At 68.3% G+C, this 23,262-nt stretch carries 23 protein-coding genes; 18 read left to right on the top strand and 5 right to left on the bottom strand.

Going from position 1 to position 23,262, the window contains the following annotated elements; all coding sequences use genetic code 11:
- Positions 1-59 precede the first annotated feature (59 nt).
- A complete protein-coding gene (locus tag ACFWU2_RS13690) occupies positions 60-1,538 on the bottom strand; it encodes an LCP family protein (protein WP_378606738.1) in 1,479 nt (492 codons plus the stop codon).
- A 404-nt stretch (positions 1,539-1,942) separates the two neighbouring features.
- On the opposite strand from ACFWU2_RS13690, the gene rfbD reads away from it, so the two are divergent.
- The 4 genes from rfbD to ACFWU2_RS13710 are packed head-to-tail and all read left to right on the top strand — an operon-like array spanning position 1,943 to position 5,637.
- On the top strand, positions 1,943-2,800 hold the full coding sequence (rfbD, locus tag ACFWU2_RS13695; protein ID WP_378606741.1) for a dTDP-4-dehydrorhamnose reductase: 858 nt from the start codon (positions 1,943-1,945) through the stop codon (positions 2,798-2,800).
- 59 nt (positions 2,801-2,859) lie between these two features.
- Complete coding sequence (locus tag ACFWU2_RS13700) at positions 2,860-3,780, top strand: glycosyltransferase family 2 protein (RefSeq protein ID WP_378606744.1); 921 nt, start codon at positions 2,860-2,862, stop codon at positions 3,778-3,780.
- Positions 3,777-4,862 carry a sugar phosphate nucleotidyltransferase gene (locus ACFWU2_RS13705; RefSeq protein WP_378606747.1) on the top strand — a complete coding sequence of 362 codons (1,086 nt, stop codon included), beginning with the start codon at positions 3,777-3,779 and terminating at the stop codon, positions 4,860-4,862. The genes ACFWU2_RS13700 and ACFWU2_RS13705 overlap by 4 nt, the downstream gene beginning before the upstream one ends.
- Before the next feature lie 10 nt (positions 4,863-4,872).
- Positions 4,873-5,637 (top strand): SGNH/GDSL hydrolase family protein, encoded by a 765-nt coding sequence (locus ACFWU2_RS13710; RefSeq protein ID WP_378606750.1) that lies wholly within the window; start codon positions 4,873-4,875, stop codon positions 5,635-5,637.
- 13 nt (positions 5,638-5,650) lie between these two features.
- Here the strand turns inward: ACFWU2_RS13710 and ACFWU2_RS13715 are convergent, their stop codons facing one another.
- From ACFWU2_RS13715 to cofD, 3 genes are read right to left on the bottom strand one after another with little or no spacing between them, the layout of a single operon-like run.
- The gene (locus ACFWU2_RS13715; RefSeq protein ID WP_378606753.1) at positions 5,651-6,202 is read right to left on the bottom strand and encodes an NUDIX hydrolase; all 552 of its coding nucleotides are present in this window, start codon (positions 6,200-6,202) and stop codon (positions 5,651-5,653) included.
- A 2-nt stretch (positions 6,203-6,204) separates the two neighbouring features.
- Positions 6,205-7,575: a coenzyme F420-0:L-glutamate ligase gene (locus ACFWU2_RS13720; protein WP_378607275.1), complete on the bottom strand. Its 1,371-nt coding sequence runs from the start codon at positions 7,573-7,575 to the stop codon at positions 6,205-6,207.
- Positions 7,575-8,564 (bottom strand): 2-phospho-L-lactate transferase, encoded by a 990-nt coding sequence (gene cofD / locus ACFWU2_RS13725; protein ID WP_378606756.1) that lies wholly within the window; start codon positions 8,562-8,564, stop codon positions 7,575-7,577. The genes ACFWU2_RS13720 and cofD overlap by 1 nt, the downstream gene beginning before the upstream one ends.
- A 377-nt stretch (positions 8,565-8,941) precedes the next feature.
- Here cofD and ACFWU2_RS13730 point away from each other — a divergent pair, with 377 nt between their 5' ends.
- Complete coding sequence (locus ACFWU2_RS13730) at positions 8,942-9,169, top strand: WhiB family transcriptional regulator (RefSeq protein ID WP_169619998.1); 228 nt, start codon at positions 8,942-8,944, stop codon at positions 9,167-9,169.
- Positions 9,170-9,311: 142 nt separating this feature from the next.
- Here the strand turns inward: ACFWU2_RS13730 and ACFWU2_RS13735 are convergent, their stop codons facing one another.
- Complete coding sequence (locus ACFWU2_RS13735; RefSeq protein ID WP_378606759.1) at positions 9,312-9,809, bottom strand: metallopeptidase family protein; 498 nt, start codon at positions 9,807-9,809, stop codon at positions 9,312-9,314.
- Between the two features lie 89 nt (positions 9,810-9,898).
- Between ACFWU2_RS13735 and ACFWU2_RS13740 the strand changes: the two genes are divergently transcribed.
- From ACFWU2_RS13740 to lpqB, 13 genes are all read left to right on the top strand, one after another.
- Positions 9,899-10,294: a DUF3499 domain-containing protein gene (locus ACFWU2_RS13740; RefSeq protein ID WP_169619806.1), complete on the top strand. Its 396-nt coding sequence runs from the start codon at positions 9,899-9,901 to the stop codon at positions 10,292-10,294.
- Between the two features lie 77 nt (positions 10,295-10,371).
- On the top strand, positions 10,372-11,742 hold the full coding sequence (locus tag ACFWU2_RS13745; protein WP_378606762.1) for a phosphomannomutase/phosphoglucomutase: 1,371 nt from the start codon (positions 10,372-10,374) through the stop codon (positions 11,740-11,742).
- Between the two features lie 81 nt (positions 11,743-11,823).
- A complete protein-coding gene (locus tag ACFWU2_RS13750; RefSeq protein WP_378606765.1) occupies positions 11,824-12,912 on the top strand; it encodes a tobH protein in 1,089 nt (362 codons plus the stop codon).
- Entirely contained in the window at positions 12,912-14,153 is a 1,242-nt protein-coding gene (gene manA / locus ACFWU2_RS13755) for a mannose-6-phosphate isomerase, class I (protein ID WP_378606768.1), read from the top strand. Before ACFWU2_RS13750 ends, manA begins: the two co-directional genes overlap by 1 nt.
- 220 nt (positions 14,154-14,373) lie before the next feature.
- The gene (locus ACFWU2_RS13760) at positions 14,374-15,612 is read left to right on the top strand and encodes an alkane 1-monooxygenase (RefSeq protein ID WP_378606771.1); all 1,239 of its coding nucleotides are present in this window, start codon (positions 14,374-14,376) and stop codon (positions 15,610-15,612) included.
- A gap of 7 nt (positions 15,613-15,619) precedes the next feature.
- Complete coding sequence (locus ACFWU2_RS13765) at positions 15,620-15,787, top strand: rubredoxin (protein WP_169619801.1); 168 nt, start codon at positions 15,620-15,622, stop codon at positions 15,785-15,787.
- Positions 15,784-15,969, top strand: coding sequence for a rubredoxin (locus tag ACFWU2_RS13770; RefSeq protein ID WP_378606774.1), 186 nt, complete (start codon positions 15,784-15,786; stop codon positions 15,967-15,969). The genes ACFWU2_RS13765 and ACFWU2_RS13770 overlap by 4 nt, the downstream gene beginning before the upstream one ends.
- A gap of 66 nt (positions 15,970-16,035) precedes the next feature.
- Positions 16,036-16,758 (top strand): TetR family transcriptional regulator, encoded by a 723-nt coding sequence (locus tag ACFWU2_RS13775; protein WP_378606777.1) that lies wholly within the window; start codon positions 16,036-16,038, stop codon positions 16,756-16,758.
- Positions 16,759-16,868: 110 nt separating this feature from the next.
- Positions 16,869-18,338: an adenosylhomocysteinase gene (gene ahcY, locus ACFWU2_RS13780; protein ID WP_378606780.1), complete on the top strand. Its 1,470-nt coding sequence runs from the start codon at positions 16,869-16,871 to the stop codon at positions 18,336-18,338.
- Between the two features lie 31 nt (positions 18,339-18,369).
- Positions 18,370-19,035 carry a dTMP kinase gene (locus ACFWU2_RS13785; RefSeq protein ID WP_378606783.1) on the top strand — a complete coding sequence of 222 codons (666 nt, stop codon included), beginning with the start codon at positions 18,370-18,372 and terminating at the stop codon, positions 19,033-19,035.
- A gap of 5 nt (positions 19,036-19,040) precedes the next feature.
- The gene (mtrA, locus tag ACFWU2_RS13790) at positions 19,041-19,718 is read left to right on the top strand and encodes an MtrAB system response regulator MtrA (protein WP_072699446.1); all 678 of its coding nucleotides are present in this window, start codon (positions 19,041-19,043) and stop codon (positions 19,716-19,718) included.
- 68 nt (positions 19,719-19,786) lie between these two features.
- A complete protein-coding gene (mtrB, locus tag ACFWU2_RS13795; RefSeq protein ID WP_378606786.1) occupies positions 19,787-21,451 on the top strand; it encodes an MtrAB system histidine kinase MtrB in 1,665 nt (554 codons plus the stop codon).
- On the top strand, positions 21,448-23,229 hold the full coding sequence (lpqB, locus tag ACFWU2_RS13800; protein ID WP_378606789.1) for an MtrAB system accessory lipoprotein LpqB: 1,782 nt from the start codon (positions 21,448-21,450) through the stop codon (positions 23,227-23,229). Before mtrB ends, lpqB begins: the two co-directional genes overlap by 4 nt.
- Positions 23,230-23,262: the final 33 nt, after the last annotated feature.

Genomic DNA, 23,262 nt, shown 5'->3' on the forward strand with positions numbered 1-23,262 from the left:
CGTCGGGCGGTGGTGGTTCGCGTGTCGATCGCGGGCGGTGAGGTCGGCCGGCGGTGCGGTCAGTTGACGCAGCGCGGGCCCTCCGACCCTGCGTCGATCGGAGGCGCCGCCGGGGCAGGCGTGGCGGTGCCGTCCGCGGGGGTCAGGCCGGACGAACTCGATGATGTGGTGGTCGACTCCGAACCGGCGAAGGTCGAGGTGCCGGGACCGCTGTAGTCACCGGCGAGTACCACGCGCACCGTGCCCTCGGGCAGCGTCGGATCCGTCGCGGTGTCGAGTCCTCCGAGCGCAGCAGCCACCGCGCGGGTCTCGTCGGACTCCTCGTCGGCGCCGTACACGGTCGACGACGAGACCGCCGTGCCGGTGTAGTTGCCCACCTCGCCCTCGACGTACCCCTCGGATGAGAGTTCGGCCGAGACCACGGACGCGAGGCCGGCCACGTCGCCGGCATTCGTGACATCGACGGTCACCGTCGACGGGTCGATGTCCGGTGCCGGCGTGGCGGACGTGGTCCGGTCGTCGTCGGGCGCGCGATCGTCGGAGGTGCGTCCGACGAGACCCGCCACGAAGTCCCGTACCTCGTCGGGATCGACCTGCACCACGGATTCGCCGTAGTCGGTCATCGCGTTGATGTCCTCCACGGGGATCGTCGAGAACGTCACGTCCCCTCCGGCGAGGCCTTGCAATTGGGTCGCCAGATCCATGATGTCCCAATCGGAATCGAGCACGACCGACCGCTGCACCGCGGCCGTCAGCTGATTCACCTTCGAGGGGTTGCTCAGGGTCTTGGCGCTGAGCACCTTCTGAGCGAGCGACGCCATGAACACCTGCTGGCGAACGATCCGATCGAGATCCCCGCGGGGCAGCCCGTGTCGTTGCCGTACGAAGCTGAGCGCATCCGGGCCCTCGATCGTCTGTTGACCGGCGTCGAACCGTGCCCCGGAGAGAGGTTCGTCGACGGGAGCGTTGAGGCACACCTCCACACCGCCCACCGCGTCGGTCAACAGCACGAAGCCCAGCAAGCCGACTTCGGCGTAATGGTCGACGGTGACGCCGGTCAGGTCGCCGACGGACTCGATGAGCGCTTCCCGGCCCGCCTTCGTCGACTCGGTCTCCGCCTCGGCGGCGTCGGACCCCGACTCCACCAGTTCCAGCCGCGTCGTTTCTTTCGTTGCGCCGTAGGCAGCGTTGATCTTCGACATGCCGATGCCGGGAACATCCACGTAGGTGTCGCGCGGGATCGACAGCGCGGTCGCGGAACGCCCGTCGTTCGGCACCCGGATCATGATGATGGTGTCGGTGTTGTTGGCGACCTCTTCGCCGGCGCGCAACGCGTCGAGTTCGCGCTGGGACAGCGGGTTGCCGTGAGCATCGGTGCGGCTGTCCGTGCCGACCAGCAGAATGTCGACCGCACCGTCCTCCCCGCCGCCGAGGCCGAGACCGCCGATCGATGCGAGCGACGACCGCAGCGAGTCGATCCGTTGCCAGGCGATGCCGGTGACCACGAGTGCGAGAGCCGCGGCGACCGCCGCGATCATCTGCAAGGGCCTGCCGGTGAAGACGCGTGGTGCCGCGGAGACCGCGGGGCGCCCGGGATCATCCTCGCCCCTGCGGGGCCGGCGTGCTCGTCTGGTCGTGGCGGCGGCCGACCCGGGACCGTCCGTGAGCGGTGTTCCTCCCGCGCGAGAGCGGCGGCCGGCCGTCGGGCGCCCGCCGGTACGGCGGCGGGGCGGCTCTGGCGGCACCTGGTCCTCCTGTCGGGTGGATCGCTTCTGTCGTGTCGAGCACTGCTGTCGTGTCGAGCACTGCTGTCGTGTCGAGCACTGCTGTCGTGTCGAGCACTGCTGGGCGGGCTGGTGTCGGGTGTCCGGACTTTCCCTGAAGGCTACTGGGGCGGGCGCGCCGGCGGCATGCACCACTCCGGCGTGCCAGACTTCACAGCGTGCCCACCCTCCTTGTCACCGGTTCCCACGGACAGCTGGGCCGCGCGCTGCTCGCCCGGGCTGCCGCGTCCGGGATACCCGTTCGAGGTGTCGGTTCCACAGAGTTGGACATCACCGATCCGGTAGCCGCCGCCGCGACGATCGAGGCCGGCGCGGTGGTGATCAACTGCGCCGCGTACACCGCGGTCGATGCCGCGGAAAGCGACGAGGACCGCGCGGCAGCCGTCAACGGAACGGGGCCCGGGGTGCTCGCCGCGACCTGTGCGGACAAAGGCGCCCACCTGATCCACGTCTCCACCGATTACGTGTTCGGGGGCGACGCGACCGAGCCGTACCGCACGGACGCCGCGACCGCTCCGCGTACCGCGTACGGACGGACGAAACTCGCGGGCGAACGCGCGGTGCTGGGTACGTTGCCGTCGGCGCACGTCGTGCGCACCGCATGGGTGTACACGGGAGAAGGCACGGATTTCGTGGCCACCATGCGACGGCTCGAGCGTGAGCGCGACACCGTGCGGGTCGTCGACGACCAGCGTGGATCGCCCACCTATTCGCACGACCTCGCCGACGGACTGCTCGAGCTCGCCGCTCGGACGGATCTGCCGGGCGGGGTGCTGCATGCCACCAACGGCGGCGACGCCACCTGGTTCGACCTCGCGCAGGCCGTGTTCGCGGAGGTCGGCGCAGATCCGGCACGGGTGCAGCCGTGCGGGAGCGACGAGTTCGTGCGGCCCGCCCCGCGCCCGGCGTATTCGGTGCTGGACGGCGGGGGATGGGCACGTGCCGGTCTCACGCCCTTGCGGCCGTGGCGGGACGCCCTGCACGCGGCCATCGGATCGGTGGACACGCGCGGATGACCTGCGAGTGCGCAGCCTGTGTTTCACCGCACACCGAGCGGGTCGCTATGGTTGCCCGCGTGGATTCGACGCTGGCCGTGGTGACGGTGACGTACTCGCCCGGCGAGCACCTCGAGAACTTTCTGACTTCGCTCGCCGGAGCGACCGAGCGCCCGACGCGGGTGATCATGGCCGACAACGGGTCGACCGACGGTACGCCGGAGGCAGCTGCGGTTGCGCATCCGAACGTGGAGCTCTTGCGCACCGGCGGCAACATCGGTTACGGCGGCGCGGTCAACCGTGCTGTCGCCGAGATCGAGTCGTCGGTCGAGTTCGTGGTGGTCGCCAACCCGGACGTGCGGTGGGAACCGGGGTCGCTCGACGCGCTGATCGAGGCGGCCGGCCGGTGGCCGCGCGCCGGCTCGCTCGGCCCGCTGATCCACGAGCCCGACGGAAGCATCTACCCGTCCGCTCGTTCGGTCCCGACTCTCGCATCCGGTGCCGGGCACGCGCTTCTCGGCACGGTGTGGCCCGCGAATCCGTGGACCCAGCGGTACCGCCAGGAGAACGAGGAGATCAGCGAACGGTCCGTCGGCTGGCTGTCGGGATCGTGCCTGCTGCTGCGGCGAGCCGCGTTCGATGCCGTCGGCGGATTCGACTCGCGCTATTTCATGTACATGGAAGATGTCGACCTGGGCGACCGGCTGGGCCGTGCCGGGTGGCTCAACGTCTTCGTTCCGTCGGCGCACGTCACCCACGCCAAGGGGCATGCCGCCGGGCGACATCCCGAACTCATGCTTCCCGCACATCACGAGAGCGCGTACCGGTTCCAGGCCGACCGTCATCCGCACCGGTGGCAGGCGCCGCTGAGATGGGCACTGCGCGGCGGACTGCTCGTGCGATCGAAGGTTGCGGTCGCGGCCGCGGTGCGTGAGCGCGCCAGGGCAAGCGCCGAGCCGGACGTTCGGTCCGGCAACGACACGAAACAGGGGAGACCATGACCAGTGCTGCAGCGTCGCATACCGATGCGGTGATCCTGGTGGGCGGCAAGGGCACGCGGCTGCGACCGCTGACGTTGTCCGCACCGAAGCCCATGCTGCCGACCGCCGGGGTGCCGTTCCTGGTCCATCTTCTTGCGCGGATCCGCGAGGCGGGGATCAAGCACGTGGTGCTCGGCACGTCGTTCAAGGCAGAGGTGTTCGAAGAGCACTTCGCCGACGGCTCGGACTTCGGCCTCGAGATCGAGTACGTGACCGAAACCGAGCCGCTGGGCACGGGCGGCGGTATCCGCAACGTGCTGCCCAAGCTGCGCGGGGACCACGTCATGGTGTTCAACGGTGATGTGCTCGGCGGCACCGATCTCGGCGCTGTGCTCGACACGCACGTGCGCAACGAAGCGGACGTGACGATGCATCTGGTGCGCGTCGGTGATCCGCGCGCCTTCGGGTGCGTGCCGACAGACGCCGACGGACGGGTGACGGCGTTCCTCGAGAAGACACAGGATCCGCCGACCGACCAGATCAACGCGGGCTGCTACGTCTTTCGCCGGGAGATCATCGAGCAGATCCCGGAAGGCCGGCCGGTGTCGGTCGAGCGGGAGGTCTTCCCGGCCCTGCTCACCGAGGGCAAACGCGTCTACGGACACGTCGACGCCGCGTACTGGCGCGACATGGGGACGCCGGAGGACTTCGTGCGCGGTTCCGCCGACCTGGTCCGCGGAATTGCGCCGTCGCCCGCGCTGGACGGCCCCCGCGGCGAGTCGCTGGTGCACCCGAGCGCCTCGGTCGGTCCGGGCGCGCTGCTGATCGGCGGCACGGTCGTGGGCCGCGGAGCGGAGATCGGTGCCGGCGCGCGCCTCGACGGTGCGGTGATCTTCGACGGCGCCCGGATCGAGGCAGGTGCCGTGATCGAGCGGACCATCATCGGATTCGGTGTGCGCGTGGGTCCACGGGCGTTGATCCGGGACGGCGTGATCGGCGACGGTGCCGACATCGGAGCCCGGTGTGAGTTGTTGCGCGGTGCGCGGGTGTGGCCGGGGGTGCAGCTCCCGGACGGGGGCATCCGGTTCAGCACGGATGTGTGAGAGGTTTCACGTGGGATTCGAACGTTATGTGGCATTGGGTGATTCGTTCACCGAGGGTGTAGGAGACCCGGATCCGTCCCGGCCCAACGGGTTACGCGGCTGGGCCGATCTCGTTGCGGAGCAGCTTGCCCTCGCGAGCGACGACTTCGCGTACTCCAATCTCGCGATCCGGGGGCGGTTGCTGCGTCCGATCATCGACGAGCAGGTCGACACCGCGGTGGCGATGAAGCCCGATCTGGTCACCATCTATGCCGGTGGCAACAATCTGATGCGGCCCAAGGTCCACTTCGACGACCTTGCTGCCGATTACGACGAAGCGATCGGCAGGCTGTCCGCCACCGGTGCCCGGGTGCTGATGTGGACCGCGTATGACGGCAGCTGGGCGCCTGTGTTCGGCGCGCTGCGCGGACGCTGGGCCGTGTACAACGAATTGATCCGGGAGATCGCGGACCGGCACGACGCGACCATCGTCGACTTCTGGCGCTTCTCCGAATACCGCGATCTCCGGATGTGGGACCCCGACCGGTTGCATCTGTCACCGGCGGGCCATCACAACATGGCGCTCCGGGTACTCGATATCCTCGGCGTCTCCCACAGCCTGCCGCTCGTCCGGCTCGACGCGCCAGTGCCCCTGACGCCGGCGGCGCAGCGCGCCGACGATCGCCGGTGGATGCGCGAATTCCTGTTCCCCTGGGTGGGTCGCCGGCTGCGCGGGCTCTCCTCCGGTGACGGAGTGACGCCGAAGTACCCGTCGCTCACACCGATCGGGGTGTAACCCGCGACCCTCGTCAGCGTCGTGCGGACGCGAGCCGCACGAGGTGGTCGATCGTGTCGCGCTCGGCACCGGGCGGAAGAGCGTCCACGGGCCACCACCGTAGATCGGTCGACTCGTGGCTGCGTACCGGTTCGGCGCCGGCGGGTGCCGTCACCAGGAACCGCAGGTCCAGGTGGCGGGTGGGAACCCCGAGCGAGCAGGTGATCGGATGCGTGTGCGCCGAGAGCAGTTCGGGGTCGATCGTCAGACCGGCGATCCCGGATTCCTCGGTGGCTTCCCGCAGCGCCGCGTCGACCACGGTCTCGTCGGACTCTTCGCAGTGCCCCCCGAGCTGGATCCACCGGCCCACCCGCGGATGCAGTGTGAGGAGCACGTTCCGGTGGTCGGTGTCGAGTACCAGCGACGACGCGGTGATATGCCCGGGCGCGTGCGCGCGCAGGCACCCGTTCGGTGCGGAGTCGAGGAACGCGAGCATCGTGTGCCGCAACGAGTCCGCGTCGGCGGAGTCGGGATGCCACGCGGTGAGACGATCGACCGCGGACCGGTGCAGGGAACGCGACGACATCGCTACAGCTCCACGAAGGCGGGTCCGGGATCGGCGGGCTCCCGGGGCGACGGGTCGTCGAGGGGATACCCCACGGCGACAGCCCCGAGCGGTGACCAGTCGGCCGGCAGTCCGAGTTCGTCGCGGACGACCTGGGGCGCGAAGATCGTCGAACCGACCCAGCAACTGCCGAGCCCGCGGGTGGCGAGCGCGACGAGAAGGCCCTGCACCGCGGCACCCGCAGCGACGGTGAACATCGTTGCCTCGGCGGCGGTGCGTTCCGCGTCGGGATAGTGGTGGGCGCCGTCCGGAACCCAGAAGGGGACGACGATTTCGGGGGCGTCGTAGAGGATCGAGCCGCGCGAGAGCCGGCGCTCGATCGCGACCGGATCGAATCCGTCGCGTTCGAGATCGGCGGCCCACTGCTCGCGCATGCTGTCGAGGAGGCGTCGCCGGACCTGCTCGGTGCGCACCCAGACGAATCGCACCGGGCGAGTGTGGTGAGGCGCGGGTGCAGTGAGCGCGTCCGCGACGGCCTCGCGAAGATCCTCGGGATCGACCGGTTCCGAGGCGAATTCGCGCACCGAGCGACGCAGCAGCAGTGCCTCACGGCGTCCGCGTTCGAGGGCCTCGGCGGTGCCGAGCCAGAACAGGTCCTCGTCACCGCTGCGGATGAGTGCGCGAGCATCGGATCCGTCGTCGGGCAGATCGAGTCCGCGGACCACCGCGACGGGCACGCCGCCGAGCTTGCCCTTGACGAGATCGCCTGCCGCGGCGATCTCGTCGGCGACGGCCACCGCCGTCACGAGCAGTTCGTTGCCCTGGGCGTCGCGCGAGCCGGCGTATTCGTGCAGTACCGGCAGGCCCGCCGAACCGATCGCGGCGTCGGTCTGGCCGTTGCGCCAGGCGCGGCCCATGGTGTCGGTGACCACGACCGCGACGGTGACGCCGAGCAACGCGGAGAGACGGTCGCGCAACGCGGCCGCGCTCGCGTCGGGATCTTCGGGCAGGAGCGCGAGTTCGGCGCTGTCGACGTTGGAGCCGTCGATCCCCGACGCAGCCTGCACGATGCCGAGCCGGTTCTCGGTGATGAGGGTCCGGCCCTTGCGGGCGAGCACACGTACTGCTTCCTGGTCGACCAGGCGGCGCCGCAGGGCATCGCGGGCGTCGGGATCGGTGGGCGCGGAGACGATCCGTCCTTCGACCTTGGAGATCACCTTGCTGGTGACGACGACGACGTCGCCGTTCGTCAGCCACGGCGCCGCGGCGGCGATCGCGGCGGCGAGGTCGTCACCGGGGCGGAATTCGGGGAGCCCGGGCACGGGCAGGATTTCGAGGGGCCCACCGGGGGCGTGGTCACGCACCGATGCGTGGGGCGCGGCGTCGGGGGACATCACAAGGTCACTCCAGCGAGTTCCAGAGCGGCGCGCGCCATATCGGCGGTCGCGTCGGGGTCGGTCATGAGCAGGGGGACGGAGCGGACCTCCACGCCCGGAACGTCGGCGCTGTCGGTGTCGTGCACGAGCCAGCCGTCGAGGATGCCCGTTCCGTTGCGGCCGCCGTAGTAGCGGCCGACTGCTTCCGCAGTGGTGTCGACGCCGATGACGTCGAGGCACGCGTCGGCCATGCCGCGCAGCGGTTTGCCGCCGACGACGGGGGAGAGGCCGACGACTTTCGCGTTCGTCGTGCGCAGCGCACCGCGCACACCCGGGATCGCGAGGATCGCGCCGATGCTCACCACGGGGTTGGAGGGTGCCAGCACGACCGCGTCGGCGTTCTCGATGGCTTCGAGGACTCCGGGGGCGGGCTTCGCCTCGTCGGCGCCGATATGCGCGAAACTGTGCGTCGGGACCTGAGCGCGGTGGCGGACCCACCACTCTTCGAAGTGGATCGCGCGCTGGAGGCCGTCGGCGGGATCGGTGATGACCACGTGGGTTTCGCTGCGGTCGTCGGACACGGGCAGGAGGGTGACGCCGGGCTTCCACCGGGCGCACAGCGCCTCGGTGACCGCCGAGAGCGGGTATCCGGTGCGCAGCATCTGGGTGCGGATCAGGTGGGTCGCGATGTCGCGGTCGCCGAGACCGAACCAGTCGGGAACGGCGCCGTACGCGGCGAGTTCTTCCTTCGCATTCCAGGTTTCGTCCACGCGGCCCCAGCCGCGTTCCTCGTCGATTCCGCCGCCGAGGGTGTACATGCAGGTGTCGAGATCGGGACAGATCCTCAGCCCGTGCATCCACACGTCGTCACCGACGTTGACGATGGCGGTGATCCGGTGGGGTGCGTCCGGATTCGTGTCGGCGCCGGGCGAAATGCCGAGAAGTTGGCGCAGACCTGTGAGAAAACGCGCCCCACCGACACCCCCGACCAATACAGTCACATTCACGGGGCAAGCCTAGGCGGTGCGCGCCGTACCCGGTTCAGCGACGTCCGAAACCGGAAGTGGCAAAGTCGTCGATAGTAAGCGACGGTTACCGCACAGCTTGACCGCGACACGCCCGACGTGTCTAATCACATACGTGTCATTCCGAGTTTTCGGATCGAGATCGATTGCGGGGACCCGCTTTCGAACGAAGGTTCGAGGGGTGGCCGCGGGGGAGATCCCCGGTCCAAAGATCGGCGCTGCAGTTGAGGAGGCGACCTATGGCCGACGAGCGCGAGGGATTCGAGATCGTTCGGATCGGAACTGCAGTCGAGAGTGTCTGTGACGAGCCGGATAATGGGGCACCGATCCTGAATCTCGTTTCGGGATTCGACGACCTCATGGAGGGCGACGAACAGTGGCAGGAGCGCGCACTCTGTGCGCAGACCGACCCGGAAGCATTCTTCCCCGAGAAGGGTGGTTCCACACGGGAGGCCAAGCGCATCTGCCTGGGGTGTGAAGTTCGGGGCGAATGCCTCGAATACGCCCTCGCTCACGACGAGCGGTTCGGTATCTGGGGTGGACTGTCGGAAAGGGAACGGCGGCGCCTCAAGCGCGGCATCATCTGAAGGGACGCAGGGTCCGGTACGGGGAGTTCGGGCCCGGGTCCGGTATTCCAGGGAGCCGCGTGGCGAAGGCCGGGTTGATCGACGGGGGTCGAGCAACCCGGCTTTCGTCTGTCTGCGTCGTTCTCTGCGGCGGCCGCCGAGGTTATTCCTCCTCGTCGAATCCGCCGAGTTCGGGGTCGACGACCTCCGGTTCGATGCCGAGATACGTGGCGACCTGGTGTACCAGGACGTCGTGCACCAGATCGGCAAGATCCTCCGGGTCTTTCGCGCGGAGTTCGAGCGGCCGGCGGAAGAGCACGATGCGAGCGCGAGTGGCGGCACCGCGGCGATCGATGCCGGCGGGCACGAGACGCGACAGCGGGACCGGTCCGTCCGCGACCACCTCGTCCGGCCAGTTGACCGTATCGGGATCGCGAGCACGGATCTTGGGCACTTCGTCCACTGCGATGTCGAGTTTGGTGAGCCGCGCGTGCCAGCGCGAGTCGATGGGGGCGAACGCCGTCAACACCAGAAGGTCGAACTTCTCGGCTCTCGACTTCCACACGGGAAGCTCGTGCGGAAACACCGGCCCCCGAATTCCCCGGCCGCGCCGCGTCACGGATCGGGACGAGAGCGGGCGGGAACGACGTGCACGGGCCATGTAGTGGACAGTACGACACGAAAAATCCGCGGGCTCGAAACGGTGTGTCCGAATAGTCCCGGGGGGCCCGGCGCGCTACGCTCCCTCCCGTGAGAACACTGCGTCGATGCTGCCGGCCTGGGTGCAAGAACCCAGCTGTTGCGACGCTGACCTACGTGTACTCGGATTCCACCGCTGTCGTCGGTCCACTGGCCACCGTTGCCGAACCCCACTCGTGGGATCTGTGCGAAACGCACGGTTCGCGAATCACCGCTCCCAAGGGGTGGGAACTCGTGCGGTACGAGGGTGCTTTCTCGTCGGGTACGCCGGACGAGGACGACCTGACAGCGCTGGCCGAGGCCGTGCGGGAAGCGGGACTCGGTGAGCGTGTCCGTGGTGAAACCGACGCTGCGCAACCGGAGAGTTCGCCGCGCGTCGCAGTCGCTCCCGCAGGGCGTACAGGACGCCGCGGTCACCTGCGGGTCCTTCCCGACCCCACGTCCTGACAGCTTCGCACTAGGCTGACCACGGGCCGTGTCACGAAGGATGGCGCGGCTCGAGTCGAGTAGCAGGAGCGGAACAAGTGGCGAGATCTGCCGAGTCGGTGTCATCCGTGATCAAGGCGTACGACGTCCGAGGTGTCGTGGGGGAGCAGATCGACGAGGACTTCGTCCGCGAGGTCGGAGCCTCGTTCGCGCGTCTGATCCGGAGTGAAGGTGCTTCCGACCGTGTGGTCGTCGGGCACGATATGCGTGAGTCGTCTCCGAAGCTGTCGCAGGCATTCGCCGACGGGGTTACCGCCCAGGGCCTCGACGTCGTTCTGATCGGGCTGGCGTCCACCGACCAGTTGTACTTCGCGTCCGGGTTGCTCGACGCGCCCGGTGCGATGTTCACCGCGAGTCACAATCCGGCGGCCTACAACGGCATCAAGCTGTGCCGCGCGGGCGCGAAACCGGTCGGGCAGGAGACGGGACTCGCGATCATCTCCGCCGAACTCGTCGACGGCGTCCCCGAGTACGAGGGAGCGCCCGGTGTCGTGAGCGAGCGGGACGTGCTCGGGGACTACGCGTCGTTCCTCCGCGGGCTGGTGGATCTGTCGCAGATGCGGCCGCTCGAGGTGGCGGTCGACGCGGGCAACGGAATGGGCGGGCACACGGTGCCCGCGGTCTTCGGTCCGCTGCCCATCGAACTGGTGCCGCTGTACTTCGAACTCGACGGCACGTTCCCCAACCACGAGGCCAATCCCCTCGATCCCGCCAATCTCGTGGACCTGCAGCGGCTCGTCGTGGAGTCCGGCGCCGACGTGGGCCTCGCCTTCGACGGCGACGCGGACCGGTGCTTCGTCGTCGACGAGCGCGGCGAACTCGTCACTCCGTCGGCGGTCACCGCCCTCGTCGCAGACCGAGAACTCGCGAAGGAGCCGGGAGCGACGATCATCCACAACCTGATCACCTCCCGCATCGTGCCCGAACTCGTCCTGGAGCAGGGCGGCGTTCCGCTGCGCACCCGGGTGGGGCACTCGTTCATCAAGCAGCAGATGGCCGAGACCGACGCCGTGTTCGGTGGCGAGCACTCCGCGCACTACTACTTCCGCGACTTCTGGGGCGCCGATTCCGGCATGCTCGCAGCGCTGCACGTCCTCGCGGCTCTGGCAGCGCACGACGGCACGCTGTCCGACCTCATGTCGTCCTACAACCGGTACGCGGCATCGGGCGAGATCAATTCCACGGTCGCCGATGCGGCCGACCGCACCGAGGCCGTCATTGCCGCGTTCTCCGACCGCGCCACATCCGTCGACCGCCTCGACGGCGTCACCGTGGACCTTCCGGATCATGCGTGGTTCAATCTGCGCGCCTCGAACACCGAACCGCTGCTCCGCCTCAACGTGGAGGCGCGGACCCGGGACGAGGTCGATGCCCTGGTCGAGGAGATTCTTGCTGTTGTGCGCGCGTGACGTAGGTGGTCGCGCGGGGAATAATCGAGGTGCTCGGCGTCGGGGTGGGGGCCGGGCCGGCGGAAGGAAGGTGACGCGGTCGTGACGGCACCCTTGCCGCTGTTCGACTTCGACGACGTGGACGGAGTGATCGCAGCAGACGTCGACGGCGTCCTGCGCAGCGCCGCTCTCGGCGGAGCGCAGATCCGCGCGGTGGCCACCGCCGTCGACGAACGGCTTCTGGACGGCCTCGCCGACGTGCGACCGCGCAGCGTGGTCTTCGTGGGCACCGACGCACGGTCGAGCCGCGCTGCCGAACTGGTCCTGTCGTTGTTCGCCGAGCACGCCGCTGCCCCGTTGGTGTATGCCCCGGAGACACCGCCGTGGGTGGGTGCGCTGGACGTCGTGGTGGTGGCCGGAAACGATCCCGGCGATCCGCAACTCGCACGATCGATCGATGCCGCCCTGAGGCGTAGCGCCGAAGTGATCGTCGACGCCCCCGACGAAGGTCCCGTACGGGCTGTCGCAGCCGGTCGGGCAGTGCTGCTCGCTCCGCGCGTGCGGGTGCCGGCTCGCTATGCGCTTGCGCGGCACGTCGCCGTGTTCTACGCCGTCCTCGCGGTCATGCGCGACGTGCTGCGGGGGGACACCCTCCGGGTGGACCTCGCCCGGCTCGCGGACGCGGTCGATCAGGAGGCGCTCCGCGATCACCCCTCGAACGAGGTGTTCCACAATCCGGCGAAATCCCTCGCGGTACGCATGCAGTCGCGGCGGGTCATCGTCGCGGGGGACCGCCCGGCGACTGTCGCGCTGGCACGACACGCGTCGGAGTCGTTGCTCCAGGGCGCGGGTATCGTCGCCTCCGCTGCTGCGCTGGCCGATGTCCTGACCGCTCGTGAACGGCTGATCGAGGTCCTGACAGCGGCGGGTGAGCGCTACGACCCCTTGTTCCACGACGAAGAATTGGACGGTCCGCCCCCGCTCGCGCCGGCACGCGTCTTCGTGTTCAGTACGGATTCCGACCGGCTTGCGGCGCAGCGCCGCGGCGCTGCGCTACCCGATGCCGAGTTGGTGTCGGTGGTAGGGGAGTTCGAATCCGACACGGTTCCTCCCGTGCTCGAGCAGATTGCGATATTGATGGTGCGAATCGACATGGCGGCGGCCTATCTGAGACTGGCCGGGGGACGATAGTGCACTCACTCGAGGGGGCGGTGCGGTCGTACGCATGGGGCTCGCGCACCGCGATCGCGACGCTGTGCGGCCGGAAGGTGCCGTCCGATCACCCGGAAGCCGAACTGTGGCTCGGTGCGCACCCCGCGGACCCGGCGCGGGTCATTCTTCCCACCGACGAAAAGCTTTCGCTACTCGAGGTCCTCGATGCCGACCCGCACGGGCATCTCGGTCCGCACAGTGTCGAGCGTTTCGGGACGCGGCTACCGTTCCTGCTCAAGCTTCTCGCAGCGGAGGAACCGTTGTCGTTGCAGGCGCATCCGAGTGCGCGGCAGGCGGCCGAGGGCTTCGCTCGCGAAGATGCACTGGGACTGCCGATCGACTCGCCCGTCCGCAACTACAAGGACGCCAGCCACAAACCCGAACTGGTGGTCGCGTTGACCCGGTTCGAGGCGCTCGCCGGATTCCGCGATGCGCATCGCACCGTTGCGCTGCTCGAGGCCCTGCACGTGCCCGAACTCGAACCGTATCTTGGCTTGCTTGCCGGGCAACCGGATTCCGACGGCTTACGGGCGCTGTTCACCACGTGGATCACGCTGCCTCCCACCGCGCTGCTGGCGTTGCTGCCTCGTGTGCTCGACGGGTGCGTCGGCTACCTGACGGGAACGGAGAACGGGCGGGAGTTCGTCGAAGAAGTGCGGACCACGCTGCAACTCGCCGAGTTCTACCCCGGTGACGCCGGGGTCCTGGCGTCGCTGCTGCTCAACCGCATCACCCTCGAGCCCGGTGAGGGGCTCTACCTGGCGGCCGGCAATCTGCACGCATACCTGCACGGCATGGGTGTCGAGATCATGGCGAACTCGGACAACGTCCTGCGCGGCGGTCTGACTCCCAAGCACGTGGACGTGCCGGAACTGCTGCGCGTGCTCGATTTCGGATCCGCGGAGGTGCCGATTCTCGATGCCGAGCAGATCGGACCGTTCGAGTGGCGGTACCGGACTCCGGCACCGGAGTTCGCGCTCTCGCGGGTCGAACCCGGACCGGGCGACGAAGTCGTGATCGCTCCCGGCGGCCCGCAGATCCTCCTGTGCACCCATGGTGCGGTGAGCGTCGAGTGTGGCGGAGCGACCGTGGACCTGGACTCGGGTGATTCGGTGTGGCTGTCGCATTCCGACCCGGAGACGGTCGTGCGGGGCCGCGCGGAAGGCGCACAGGTGTTCCGTGCGCGCCTCGGTGAACTCCCGGCACTGTCTCGCGACTGACGTCTCTTCCGGTACGACCGTCGATCCGTCGCCGTGCGGCGGCGGGCATTTCCCTGTATGGAGTTCCTCTGCCGCACCGCTGCGCGTGTGGCCGTTTACAAATCCGCCAGAATGTCTAGACCTCGGACGCGATACGTCCTATAGTCCAGGTCACAGTGATGTGCGTCACGACACCGGAGTGTCCGGTCGGGTGACCCACACGGGTGACGAGGAGACAGACATGAGTACGGACTCGGCGGCGGGCCCGCTGGACATGCCGGATGTGCAATGGCGTGACCGCAAGAAGAAACTGTGGCTGCTCGGCCTCGTCCCGCCCACTGCGCTCTTCGTTGCCACCGCGCTCATCTGGGCCGGAAACGCACTGGGCTGGCAGGCGGTGACTCCGGCGCTGTGGTGGATCGGTCCGCTGCTCGTCTACGTGATGGTCCCGACCCTCGACCTGTTCGTCGGGCCCGACGGTGAGAATCCGCCGGACGAACTCGTCGAAGCACTGGAGAACGACCGCTATTACCGGTACTGCACGTACATCTACCTGCCGTTCCAGTTCGCCACCCTCGTGTTCGCCTGCTACCTCTGGTCGGCCGACAACCTGTCGTGGCTCGGCATCGACGGGGGCCTCGGTATCGCGTCGAAGATCGGGCTGGCCCTCTCCGTCGGCGTCGTCGCCGGTATCGGTATCAACACCGCGCACGAACTGGGCCACAAGAAGGTCGGGTTGGAGCGGCGACTGTCCAGGATCGCCCTCGCGCAATCGTTCTACGGCCACTTCTACATCGAGCACAACAGGGGACACCACGTCCGCGTCGCGACACCGGAGGACCCGGCATCCGCGCGCTTCGGCGAGAGCTTCTGGGCCTTCCTGCCGCGCACGGTCATCGGCAGCGTGCGCTCGGCGTGGCGGCTCGAACGGGCCCGCCTCGAGCGACTCGGCAAACCCGTGTGGAGCCTGCGCAACGACGTGCTCAGCGCGTGGGCGCTCTCGGTGGTGCTCTTCGGCGGTCTCATCGCAGTGTTCGGAATCGGGATCGCGCCCTATCTGGTGATCCAGGCGGTCTTCGGCTTCGCGCTGCTCGAAGCCGTCAACTACCTCGAGCACTACGGTCTGCTCCGGCAGCGCACCGCCAACGGCCGGTACGAACGGTGCAGTCCCGCACACAGCTGGAACAGCGACCACCTCGTGACCAACATCTTCCTCTACCACCTGCAGCGGCACAGCGACCATCACGCCAACCCCACCCGCCGCTACCAGACGTTGCGGAGCATGGAGATGTCGCCGAATCTGCCCGCCGGGTACGCCACGATGATCGGGCTCGCCTACATCCCGCCGCTGTGGCGCAAGGTCATGGACCGCCGGGTGCTCGATCACTACGACGGTGACATCACGCGGGTCAACATCCAGCCGAGCAAGCGCGAGGCGATCCTCGCCCGCTACGGCGCCGCTGCCCAGGAAGGGAACTGATCCTCGGATGACTGCGTACCGCTGCCCGGTGTGCGACTTCGTCTACGACGAAGCGCTCGGCGCCCCGCGCGAAGGATTTCCCGCCGGCACTGCCTGGGATGCCCTTCCCGACGACTGGTGCTGCCCCGACTGCGGGGTCCGGGAGAAGATCGATTTCGAGGAGTATGCGCGATGAGCACCGAATTCCGGCTGTTCCGTTGCCTGGTCTGCGGCTTCGAGTACGACGAGAAGCTCGGCTGGCCCGACGAGGGCATCGAGCCGGGGACGCGCTGGGAGGACATCGACGACGACTGGTCGTGCCCCGACTGCGGTGCGGCCAAAGCCGACTTCGACATGATCGAAATCGCCCGGCGGTGAACAGCCGTCGACAGGACATCTCGTTCGCCTTTGACGCGCACGCGGAGCCGTGAGAGCGTCACGGCCATGGCGAGTGCGCAACCGGGCAGCGGCGGCAGCGACGGCAGGGGTGTGTCGCCGAACGGCCACGGTGTGTCTCCGAACGGCAACGGCGTGACCACGTCGCCGGGTGACCCTGCCGGCGCGTCGTCCGCGCGGGTGCTGTTCCACGAGGCGAGCCGAGTGCTTCTGCGCTCGACGATTCTCGACGCGATGCGGGACCTGCTCCTCGAGCGCGACTGGTCGGCCGTCACCATGAGCGACGTCGCGCGCGCCGCAGGAATCAGCCGGCAGACGCTGTACAAGGAGTTCTCGTCGCGGCAGGGGCTGGCCCAGGGCTACGCGCTGCGCCTGGTGGACGAATTCGTCGACGCCGTGGCCGACTCGGTCTACGCGCACGCCGGCGATGCGCGTGCGGCCCTCGTCGGAGGATTCACGTCGTTCTTCACGGCGTCGGCGGCCGACCCGCTGGTGCGGTCGCTGCTCCACGGCGAGGCCAAACCCGATCTGCTGCGCCTGATCACCACCGATGTCGCGCCGATCCTCGAGCGGGGCTCGGTCAGGCTCGCCGACACCTTCGAGCACAGCTGGGTGTCGGCGTCCGGCACCGACGCCGGCATCCTGGCCCGTGCGATCGTGCGGGTCGCGCTGAGCTTCATCTCCATGCCGCCGGTGTCGGGCAACGATGTCGCCGCCGACCTCGCCGACCTGCTCGTTCCCTTCGTGGAAAAGGCTGCGGTCCCCGGCTGACCGCGACCCGCCCGCTCGTACCGGCCGTACCGTGACGCCGCAGGTTGTATAGCCTGGTTGCAACTGCTTTGTTCGAAGAATTGTCTGCCGACAGGAAGAGGCATTTGCACGTGTCTGACACCACGCTCGTCGCCGACCGGATCAACGGTCTCGATTTCAAGGTCGCCGATCTGTCCCTCGCCGAATTCGGGCGCAAGGAGATCCGCCTGGCCGAACACGAGATGCCGGGACTGATGTCGTTGCGTCGCGAATACGCCGAGGTGCAGCCGCTGAAGGGCGCACGGATCTCGGGTTCGCTGCATATGACCGTGCAGACCGCGGTACTGATCGAGACCCTCGTGTCGCTGGGCGCACAGGTCAGATGGGCCTCGTGCAACATCTTCTCCACCCAGGACCACGCTGCGGCCGCGATCGTCGTGGGCCCGCACGGAACGCCCGAAGAACCCAAGGGTGTGCCGGTGTTCGCATGGAAGGGCGAGTCCCTCGAGGAGTACTGGTGGGCGGCCGAGCAGATGCTCACCTGGCCCGGTGAACCCGCCAACATGATTCTCGACGACGGTGGCGACGCCACGATGCTCGTGCTCAAGGGCGCGCAGTTCGAGAAGGCCGGCGTGGTCCCGCCCGTCGACGAAGAGCACGATTCCGCCGAGTACAAGGTGTTCCTGCAGTTGCTGCGCAACTCGCTCGAGGCCGACGCCGGCAAGTGGTCCGCGATCGCCGCCTCGGTGCAGGGTGTCACCGAGGAGACCACCACCGGAGTGCTGCGCCTCTACCAGCTCGCGGCTGCCGGCGAACTGACGTTCCCGGCGATCAACGTCAACGACTCGGTCACCAAGAGCAAGTTCGACAACAAGTACGGCACCCGGCACTCGCTGCTCGACGGCATCAACCGCGGCACCGACGTGCTCATCGGCGGTAAGGCCGCGCTGGTGTGCGGTTACGGCGACGTGGGCAAGGGCTGCGCCGAGGCGCTGCGCGGCCAGGGCGCCCGTGTGTCGATCACCGAGATCGATCCGATCAACGCACTGCAGGCCCTCATGGACGGCTACGACGTCGTGACGGTCGAAGACTTCATCGGCCAGGCCGACATCGTCATCACCTCGACGGGCAACAAGGACATCATCACCTTCGAACACATGAAGGCGATGAAGCACCAGGCGATCCTCGGCAACATCGGTCACTTCGACAACGAGATCGACATGGCCGGCCTCGAGCGGTCAGCCGACGTCACGCGAATCAACATCAAGCCGCAGGTCGACGAGTTCACCTTCGCCGACGGACATTCGATCATCGTGCTGTCCGAGGGACGTCTGCTCAACCTCGGCAACGCGACCGGCCACCCGTCGTTCGTGATGAGCAACTCCTTCGCGAACCAGGTCATCGCGCAGATCGAACTGTGGACCAAGCCGGACGAGTACGACAACGAGGTCTACCGCCTGCCCAAGCACCTCGACGAGAAGGTCGCCAAGATCCACGTCGAGGCGCTCGGCGGCAAGCTGACGAAGCTGACCAAGGAGCAGGCCGAGTACATCGGTGTGGACGTCGAGGGCCCGTACAAGCCCGAGCACTACCGCTACTGATCCCGAGATCGGCGGCGAGAAGCGCAGCGTTATGGGTGGTCTGATTGTCGTCGAGGGTCTCGACGGGGCCGGGAAACGGACGTTGTCCGCCGGCCTCGTCGAGGCGTGGCGCGCCGCGGGGGCGCGCGTGGCCACTCTGGCGTTTCCCCGCTACGGCGAATCGATCCACGCCGATCTGGGCGCCGAGGCGCTGCGGGGACAGCACGGCGACACCGCGTCGAGTGTCGAAGCGATGGCGTTGCTGTGGGCACTCGATCGGCGTGACGCCGCCGACGGGCTTCGGAAACTCCTCACTGCCAACGACATCGTCCTTCTCGACCGCTATGTCGCGTCCAACGCGGCGTACACGGCGGCCCGGCACCGTGAGGATGCCGCAGGGCCGTCGGTCGAGTGGATCCGGCACCTCGAATTCGAACGCTTCTCGCTTCCCGTGCCCGATCTGCAAGTGCTGCTGCGAGTCCCTGTCGCGCTCGCCGCAGAACGGGCGAGAAGTCGCGCGGAGTCGGACGCCGGCCGGGAACGTGACGCGTACGAACGCGACGGCGACCTCCAGTACCGGACCGGCGAGGTGTACGACGGCCTGGCACAGCGGCACTGGATGTCACGGTGGATCGTGGCGGGCGCCGAGACCGATACGCAACAACTCGCCGTTCGCATCTCAAATCTGCTTCACGAAGGTGAAGGGGTGACACGATAGAGCTTATGAAGCCGAGGATTCTGGTAGTCGACGACGATGCAGCACTCGCCGAAATGCTCACAATCGTGCTGCGCGGCGAAGGATTCGAGCCGTTCGTGGTGGGCGACGGCACGCAGGCGCTCGGTGCCGTGCGCGAAATCCGCCCGGACCTCGTCCTGCTCGATCTCATGCTTCCGGGCATGAACGGCATCGACGTCTGTCGCGTGCTCCGCGCCGACTCCGGCGTGCCCATCGTGATGCTCACTGCCAAGTCCGACACCGTCGATGTGGTTCTCGGACTCGAGTCGGGCGCCGACGACTACATGGTCAAGCCCTTCAAGCCGAAGGAACTGGTGGCGCGCGTGCGCGCCCGGTTGCGCCGCACCGAGCAGGAACCCGCCGAAGTGCTCTCGATCGGCGACATCACCATCGACGTTCCGGCCCACAAGGTCACCCGCGGCGACGAGCTGATCTCGCTCACCCCGCTGGAGTTCGACTTGCTGGTGGCGCTCGCGCGCAAGCCCCGCCAGGTGTTCACCCGTGAGGTGCTCCTGGAACAGGTCTGGGGCTACCGGCACGCAGCCGACACCCGTTTGGTGAACGTTCACGTCCAGCGCCTGCGGGCGAAGGTCGAGAAGGATCCCGAGAACCCGGAAGCGGTGCTCACGGTGCGGGGGGTCGGCTACAAGGCCGGACCGCCGTGATCCGTGGTCAACCTCTGCGGCGGCGGATCGCACGGAGAACGCTGCCGCTCGTAAGGTGGTCGCGGGCAATGAGCAGCAGGCTCGCGCACACCTGGCGACGATCGCTCCAGCTACGCGTGGTCGTCTCGACCCTCACGCTATCGCTGATCGTGATGCTCGTGCTCGGCGTGGTGCTCATCAGCCAGATCACCGACAGGCTTCTGGAAGTCAAGATCGATGCCGCGACCGAGGAGATGGACCGCTCCCGCGCGCTGGTCGAAGGACAGCTCGCCGGAGCCGACGACTCCGGCTCGCTGGCGGTCCGGCTCGACGGCGCCGCCGCGACCCTGACCAGCCGCGGGAGCGACGGCGGTCAGGACACCGGCGTCGCCGGCACGTTCGACCCGGTTCTCATCGTTCCGGGCGACGGTCCACGCGCACCCACCGCGAGCGGACCGGCCGAGCAGATCCCGCAGAATCTGCGGGCCTTCGTCCAGAACGGGCAGGTCGCATACCAATTCGCCACAGTCTCGAACCCCAACGGCTACACCGGCCCCGTACTGATCATCGGCAGTCCCACCGACTCGGCCATCTCGACGCTCGAGCTGTATCTGGTGTTCCCCCTCGGCGGTGAGGAACGCACCCTCGCGCTCGTTCGGGGCACGCTGGTCGTCGGCGCAGGTGTGCTGCTCGCCGCGATCTCGATGATCGTCGCCCGCCAGGTGGTGCTGCCGATCCGCTCCGCCTCCCGCATCGCGGTGCGGTTCGCCGACGGCCGCCTCAAGGAACGCATGCCGGTGCGGGGCGAGGACGACATGGCACGACTCGCCATGTCGTTCAACGAAATGGCCGAGAGCCTGTCGCGGCAGATCACCCAGCTCGAGGAGTACGGCAACCTGCAGAAGCGGTTCACGTCCGACGTGAGCCACGAACTTCGTACCCCGCTCACCACGGTGCGGATGGCCGCCGATCTGATCCACGACGGCAGCGACGAGCTGGATCCCTCGCTCAAACGCGCGTCCGAACTCCTCGTCGCCGAACTCGACCGGTTCGAGGGCTTGCTGGGTGACCTTCTCGAGATCAGTCGCCACGACGCGGGTGTCGCCGAACTCGCCTCGGAACGGCTCGACGTCCGGATGTGCGCCCGGGCCGCTGTGTCCACGGTGCGTCACCTCGCCCGCGAAACCTCGACCGAATTGATCGTCGACATGCCTTCCGAACCCGTCGAGGCCGACGTCGATCCACGTCGAGTGGAGCGGATCCTGCGGAATCTGCTCGCCAACGCGATCGACCACGGTGAGGGAAAGCCGATTCTGCTCCGCCTGCGGGCCGACGACAACGCGGTGGCGTTCGTCGTCCGCGACCAGGGCATCGGCCTGCGTCCGGGCGAGGAGAAGCTGGTGTTCAACCGCTTCTGGCGCTCCGACCCGTCGCGGGTGCGCCGTTCCGGTGGCACCGGACTCGGTCTCGCGATCAGCGTCGAGGACGCCAACCTGCACAACGGAAAACTGGAGGCGTGGGGCGAACCTGGCCGGGGCGCGAGCTTCCGTCTGACGTTGCCGCGCGAACGCGGCCGGAAGGTCGGACGCAGCCCCGTTCCGCTGGTGCCGGGCGCCGTCCACGCGGCGCAGGGCCAACCGCCGCAGTCTCCCGGACACGACCCGGCCGGTGGTTCCTCCGCGGGGGACTCGGCCGACGGTGCCGCTCGGGTGGACAACTCGACGCCGTCACCCTCGGAAGGAGCGTCGACATGACACGCGCCGCACGGATCCGTACCGCGCTCACCGTGGTGATGTGCGTGGCGGCGCTGGTCGTCTCCGGGTGCGCGACCCTGCCCGACTCGTCGTCTCCGCAGGCCATCGGCACGATCGATCCCGCACCTGCGACCACCGAGGTCAGCGCACCCGTCCCCGGCCGCGAACCGGATCTGTTGCTCCGCGATTTCCTGCAGGCCAGCACCGAACCCACGAACCGGCACGTCGCGGCCCGGCAATTCCTCACCCCGGAGATGTCCGGGCGCTGGGACGACGCGGCGAGTGCGACGATCGTGGACAAGGTCGACGTTCTCGTCGAGAACCGCAACAGTGACCGGGCGACCTACGTCGTCCGCGCGAACATCGTCGGCTACCTGGAAGAAGGCGGCGTCTACAGGGCGGCCGAGGGCGAATTCGAAGCGAAGTTCACGCTCGTGCGGACAGACGGTGAGTGGCGGATCGACGCGATGCCCGACGGTGTCATCATGGATCGGCCACGCTTCCTCAACACCTATCAGCGGCGTTCGCTGTACTTCGTCGAACCGACGGGCGAGACGGTCGTTCCCGACCCGCGGTGGATCACCGGCAGTCCGGAACAGACCGCCGCCCAGCTGATCGGCCTGCTCGTCGAGGGGCCGAAAGCGTCGTTGGAACCTGCCGTGCGGAACCTGCTCGAAGATGTCACGGTGGTCGGCGCCGTCACCAAGGCCGACGGGCGCACCGGGCAGGTCGGTGTCGGGCTCGGTGGCATCCGGGTCGACTTCCAGGGCATCGGGGCGATGAGCAAGGTGGACCGGGAACTGCTCGCCGCGCAGGTGGTCTGGACGCTCGCCAACGCTGACATCTCGGGTCCGTACGTGTTGCTGGCGGATCACCAGCCACTCGACGAACGGTTCCCCAACGGGTGGACGACCGCCGACGTGGCGTCGATGAACCCCCTGGCCACGTCGAGTGCCACCGTCGGTCTGCACGCGCTCCTGCGCGGTGGCCTGGTGGGGGTGGCCGAAACAGGTGTCACCCCGGTTCCCGGGTTCTTCGGATCCGCCGACAACCTCGAGTCGATTGCGCTCTCGCGCGACGGCGAACTCGTCGCAGCGGTCGCGGAGACCGGGGGCGTCGCACCCGAACCCGCCACACAGCTGGTCGTCGGCGCGTACGGCGACGACGTGGCCGAACCGGCGGTCGACGGCAATTCGATCACGCGCCCGACCTGGTCGCCGGACGACACCTCCGTCTGGGCGGTGGTCAACGGAATGGCGGTGGTGAGAGCCGTGCGGGAGCCGGGCACCGGCCGCGTCACCGTCGTGGGCGTCGAGGCGTCCGCCCTCCGCGCGGTGGGCGGACGGATCACCGAACTCCGGCTGTCGCGGGACGGGGTACGCGCCGCCCTCATCATCGACGGACGCGTGTACGTCGCGACCGTCGTGCAGACGCCGAACGGCGAGTTCTCCCTCACCAACCCCCGCGAGATCGGGTTCGGGCTCGGAGGGCCGGCGCTCTCGCTCGATTGGAGTACCCCCGACACCGTCGTGGTCTCGCGGGCGGCCTCCGACATGCCGGTCGTGCAGATCGCGGTCGACGGGTCCCGGATGGACGCGCTGCCCAGCCGCAACCTGACGCCACCCGTCATTGCCGTCGAGGCGTCCACCACCGCCGAGTTCGTCGCGGACGCGCGTGCGGTGTTCCAGCTCAACAACCGCGATCCTGCCGACGACCGCTATTGGCGCGAGGTCCCGGGGCTGGCCGGCCTGACTGCGATCCCGGTGTTGCCGGGCTGACGCAGACCCTCGAACCTGTCGGTGGTGGACGTC

Source organism: Rhodococcus sp. NPDC058639 (assembly GCF_042717545.1).
Taxonomy (GTDB): domain Bacteria; phylum Actinomycetota; class Actinomycetes; order Mycobacteriales; family Mycobacteriaceae; genus Rhodococcus.

What these genes read in the sequence shown, in the direction of transcription:
- ACFWU2_RS13690 (WP_378606738.1), bottom strand. Translation starts at nt 1,538, where the DNA reads ATGATCGCGGCGGTCGCCGCGGCTCTCGCACTCGTGGTCACCGGCATC.
- ACFWU2_RS13705 (WP_378606747.1), top strand. Translation starts at nt 3,777, where the DNA reads ATGACCAGTGCTGCAGCGTCGCATACCGATGCGGTGATCCTGGTGGGC.
- ACFWU2_RS13715 (WP_378606753.1), bottom strand. Translation starts at nt 6,202, where the DNA reads ATGTCGTCGCGTTCCCTGCACCGGTCCGCGGTCGATCGTCTCACCGCG.
- ACFWU2_RS13720 (WP_378607275.1), bottom strand. Translation starts at nt 7,575, where the DNA reads ATGTCCCCCGACGCCGCGCCCCACGCATCGGTGCGTGACCACGCCCCC.
- ACFWU2_RS13730 (WP_169619998.1), top strand. Translation starts at nt 8,942, where the DNA reads ATGGAGGGCGACGAACAGTGGCAGGAGCGCGCACTCTGTGCGCAGACC.
- ACFWU2_RS13735 (WP_378606759.1), bottom strand. Translation starts at nt 9,809, where the DNA reads ATGGCCCGTGCACGTCGTTCCCGCCCGCTCTCGTCCCGATCCGTGACG.
- ACFWU2_RS13760 (WP_378606771.1), top strand. Translation starts at nt 14,374, where the DNA reads ATGAGTACGGACTCGGCGGCGGGCCCGCTGGACATGCCGGATGTGCAA.
- ACFWU2_RS13765 (WP_169619801.1), top strand. Translation starts at nt 15,620, where the DNA reads ATGACTGCGTACCGCTGCCCGGTGTGCGACTTCGTCTACGACGAAGCG.
- ACFWU2_RS13770 (WP_378606774.1), top strand. Translation starts at nt 15,784, where the DNA reads ATGAGCACCGAATTCCGGCTGTTCCGTTGCCTGGTCTGCGGCTTCGAG.
- ACFWU2_RS13775 (WP_378606777.1), top strand. Translation starts at nt 16,036, where the DNA reads ATGGCGAGTGCGCAACCGGGCAGCGGCGGCAGCGACGGCAGGGGTGTG.
- ACFWU2_RS13785 (WP_378606783.1), top strand. Translation starts at nt 18,370, where the DNA reads ATGGGTGGTCTGATTGTCGTCGAGGGTCTCGACGGGGCCGGGAAACGG.
- mtrA (WP_072699446.1), top strand. Translation starts at nt 19,041, where the DNA reads ATGAAGCCGAGGATTCTGGTAGTCGACGACGATGCAGCACTCGCCGAA.
- mtrB (WP_378606786.1), top strand. Translation starts at nt 19,787, where the DNA reads ATGAGCAGCAGGCTCGCGCACACCTGGCGACGATCGCTCCAGCTACGC.
- lpqB (WP_378606789.1), top strand. Translation starts at nt 21,448, where the DNA reads ATGACACGCGCCGCACGGATCCGTACCGCGCTCACCGTGGTGATGTGC.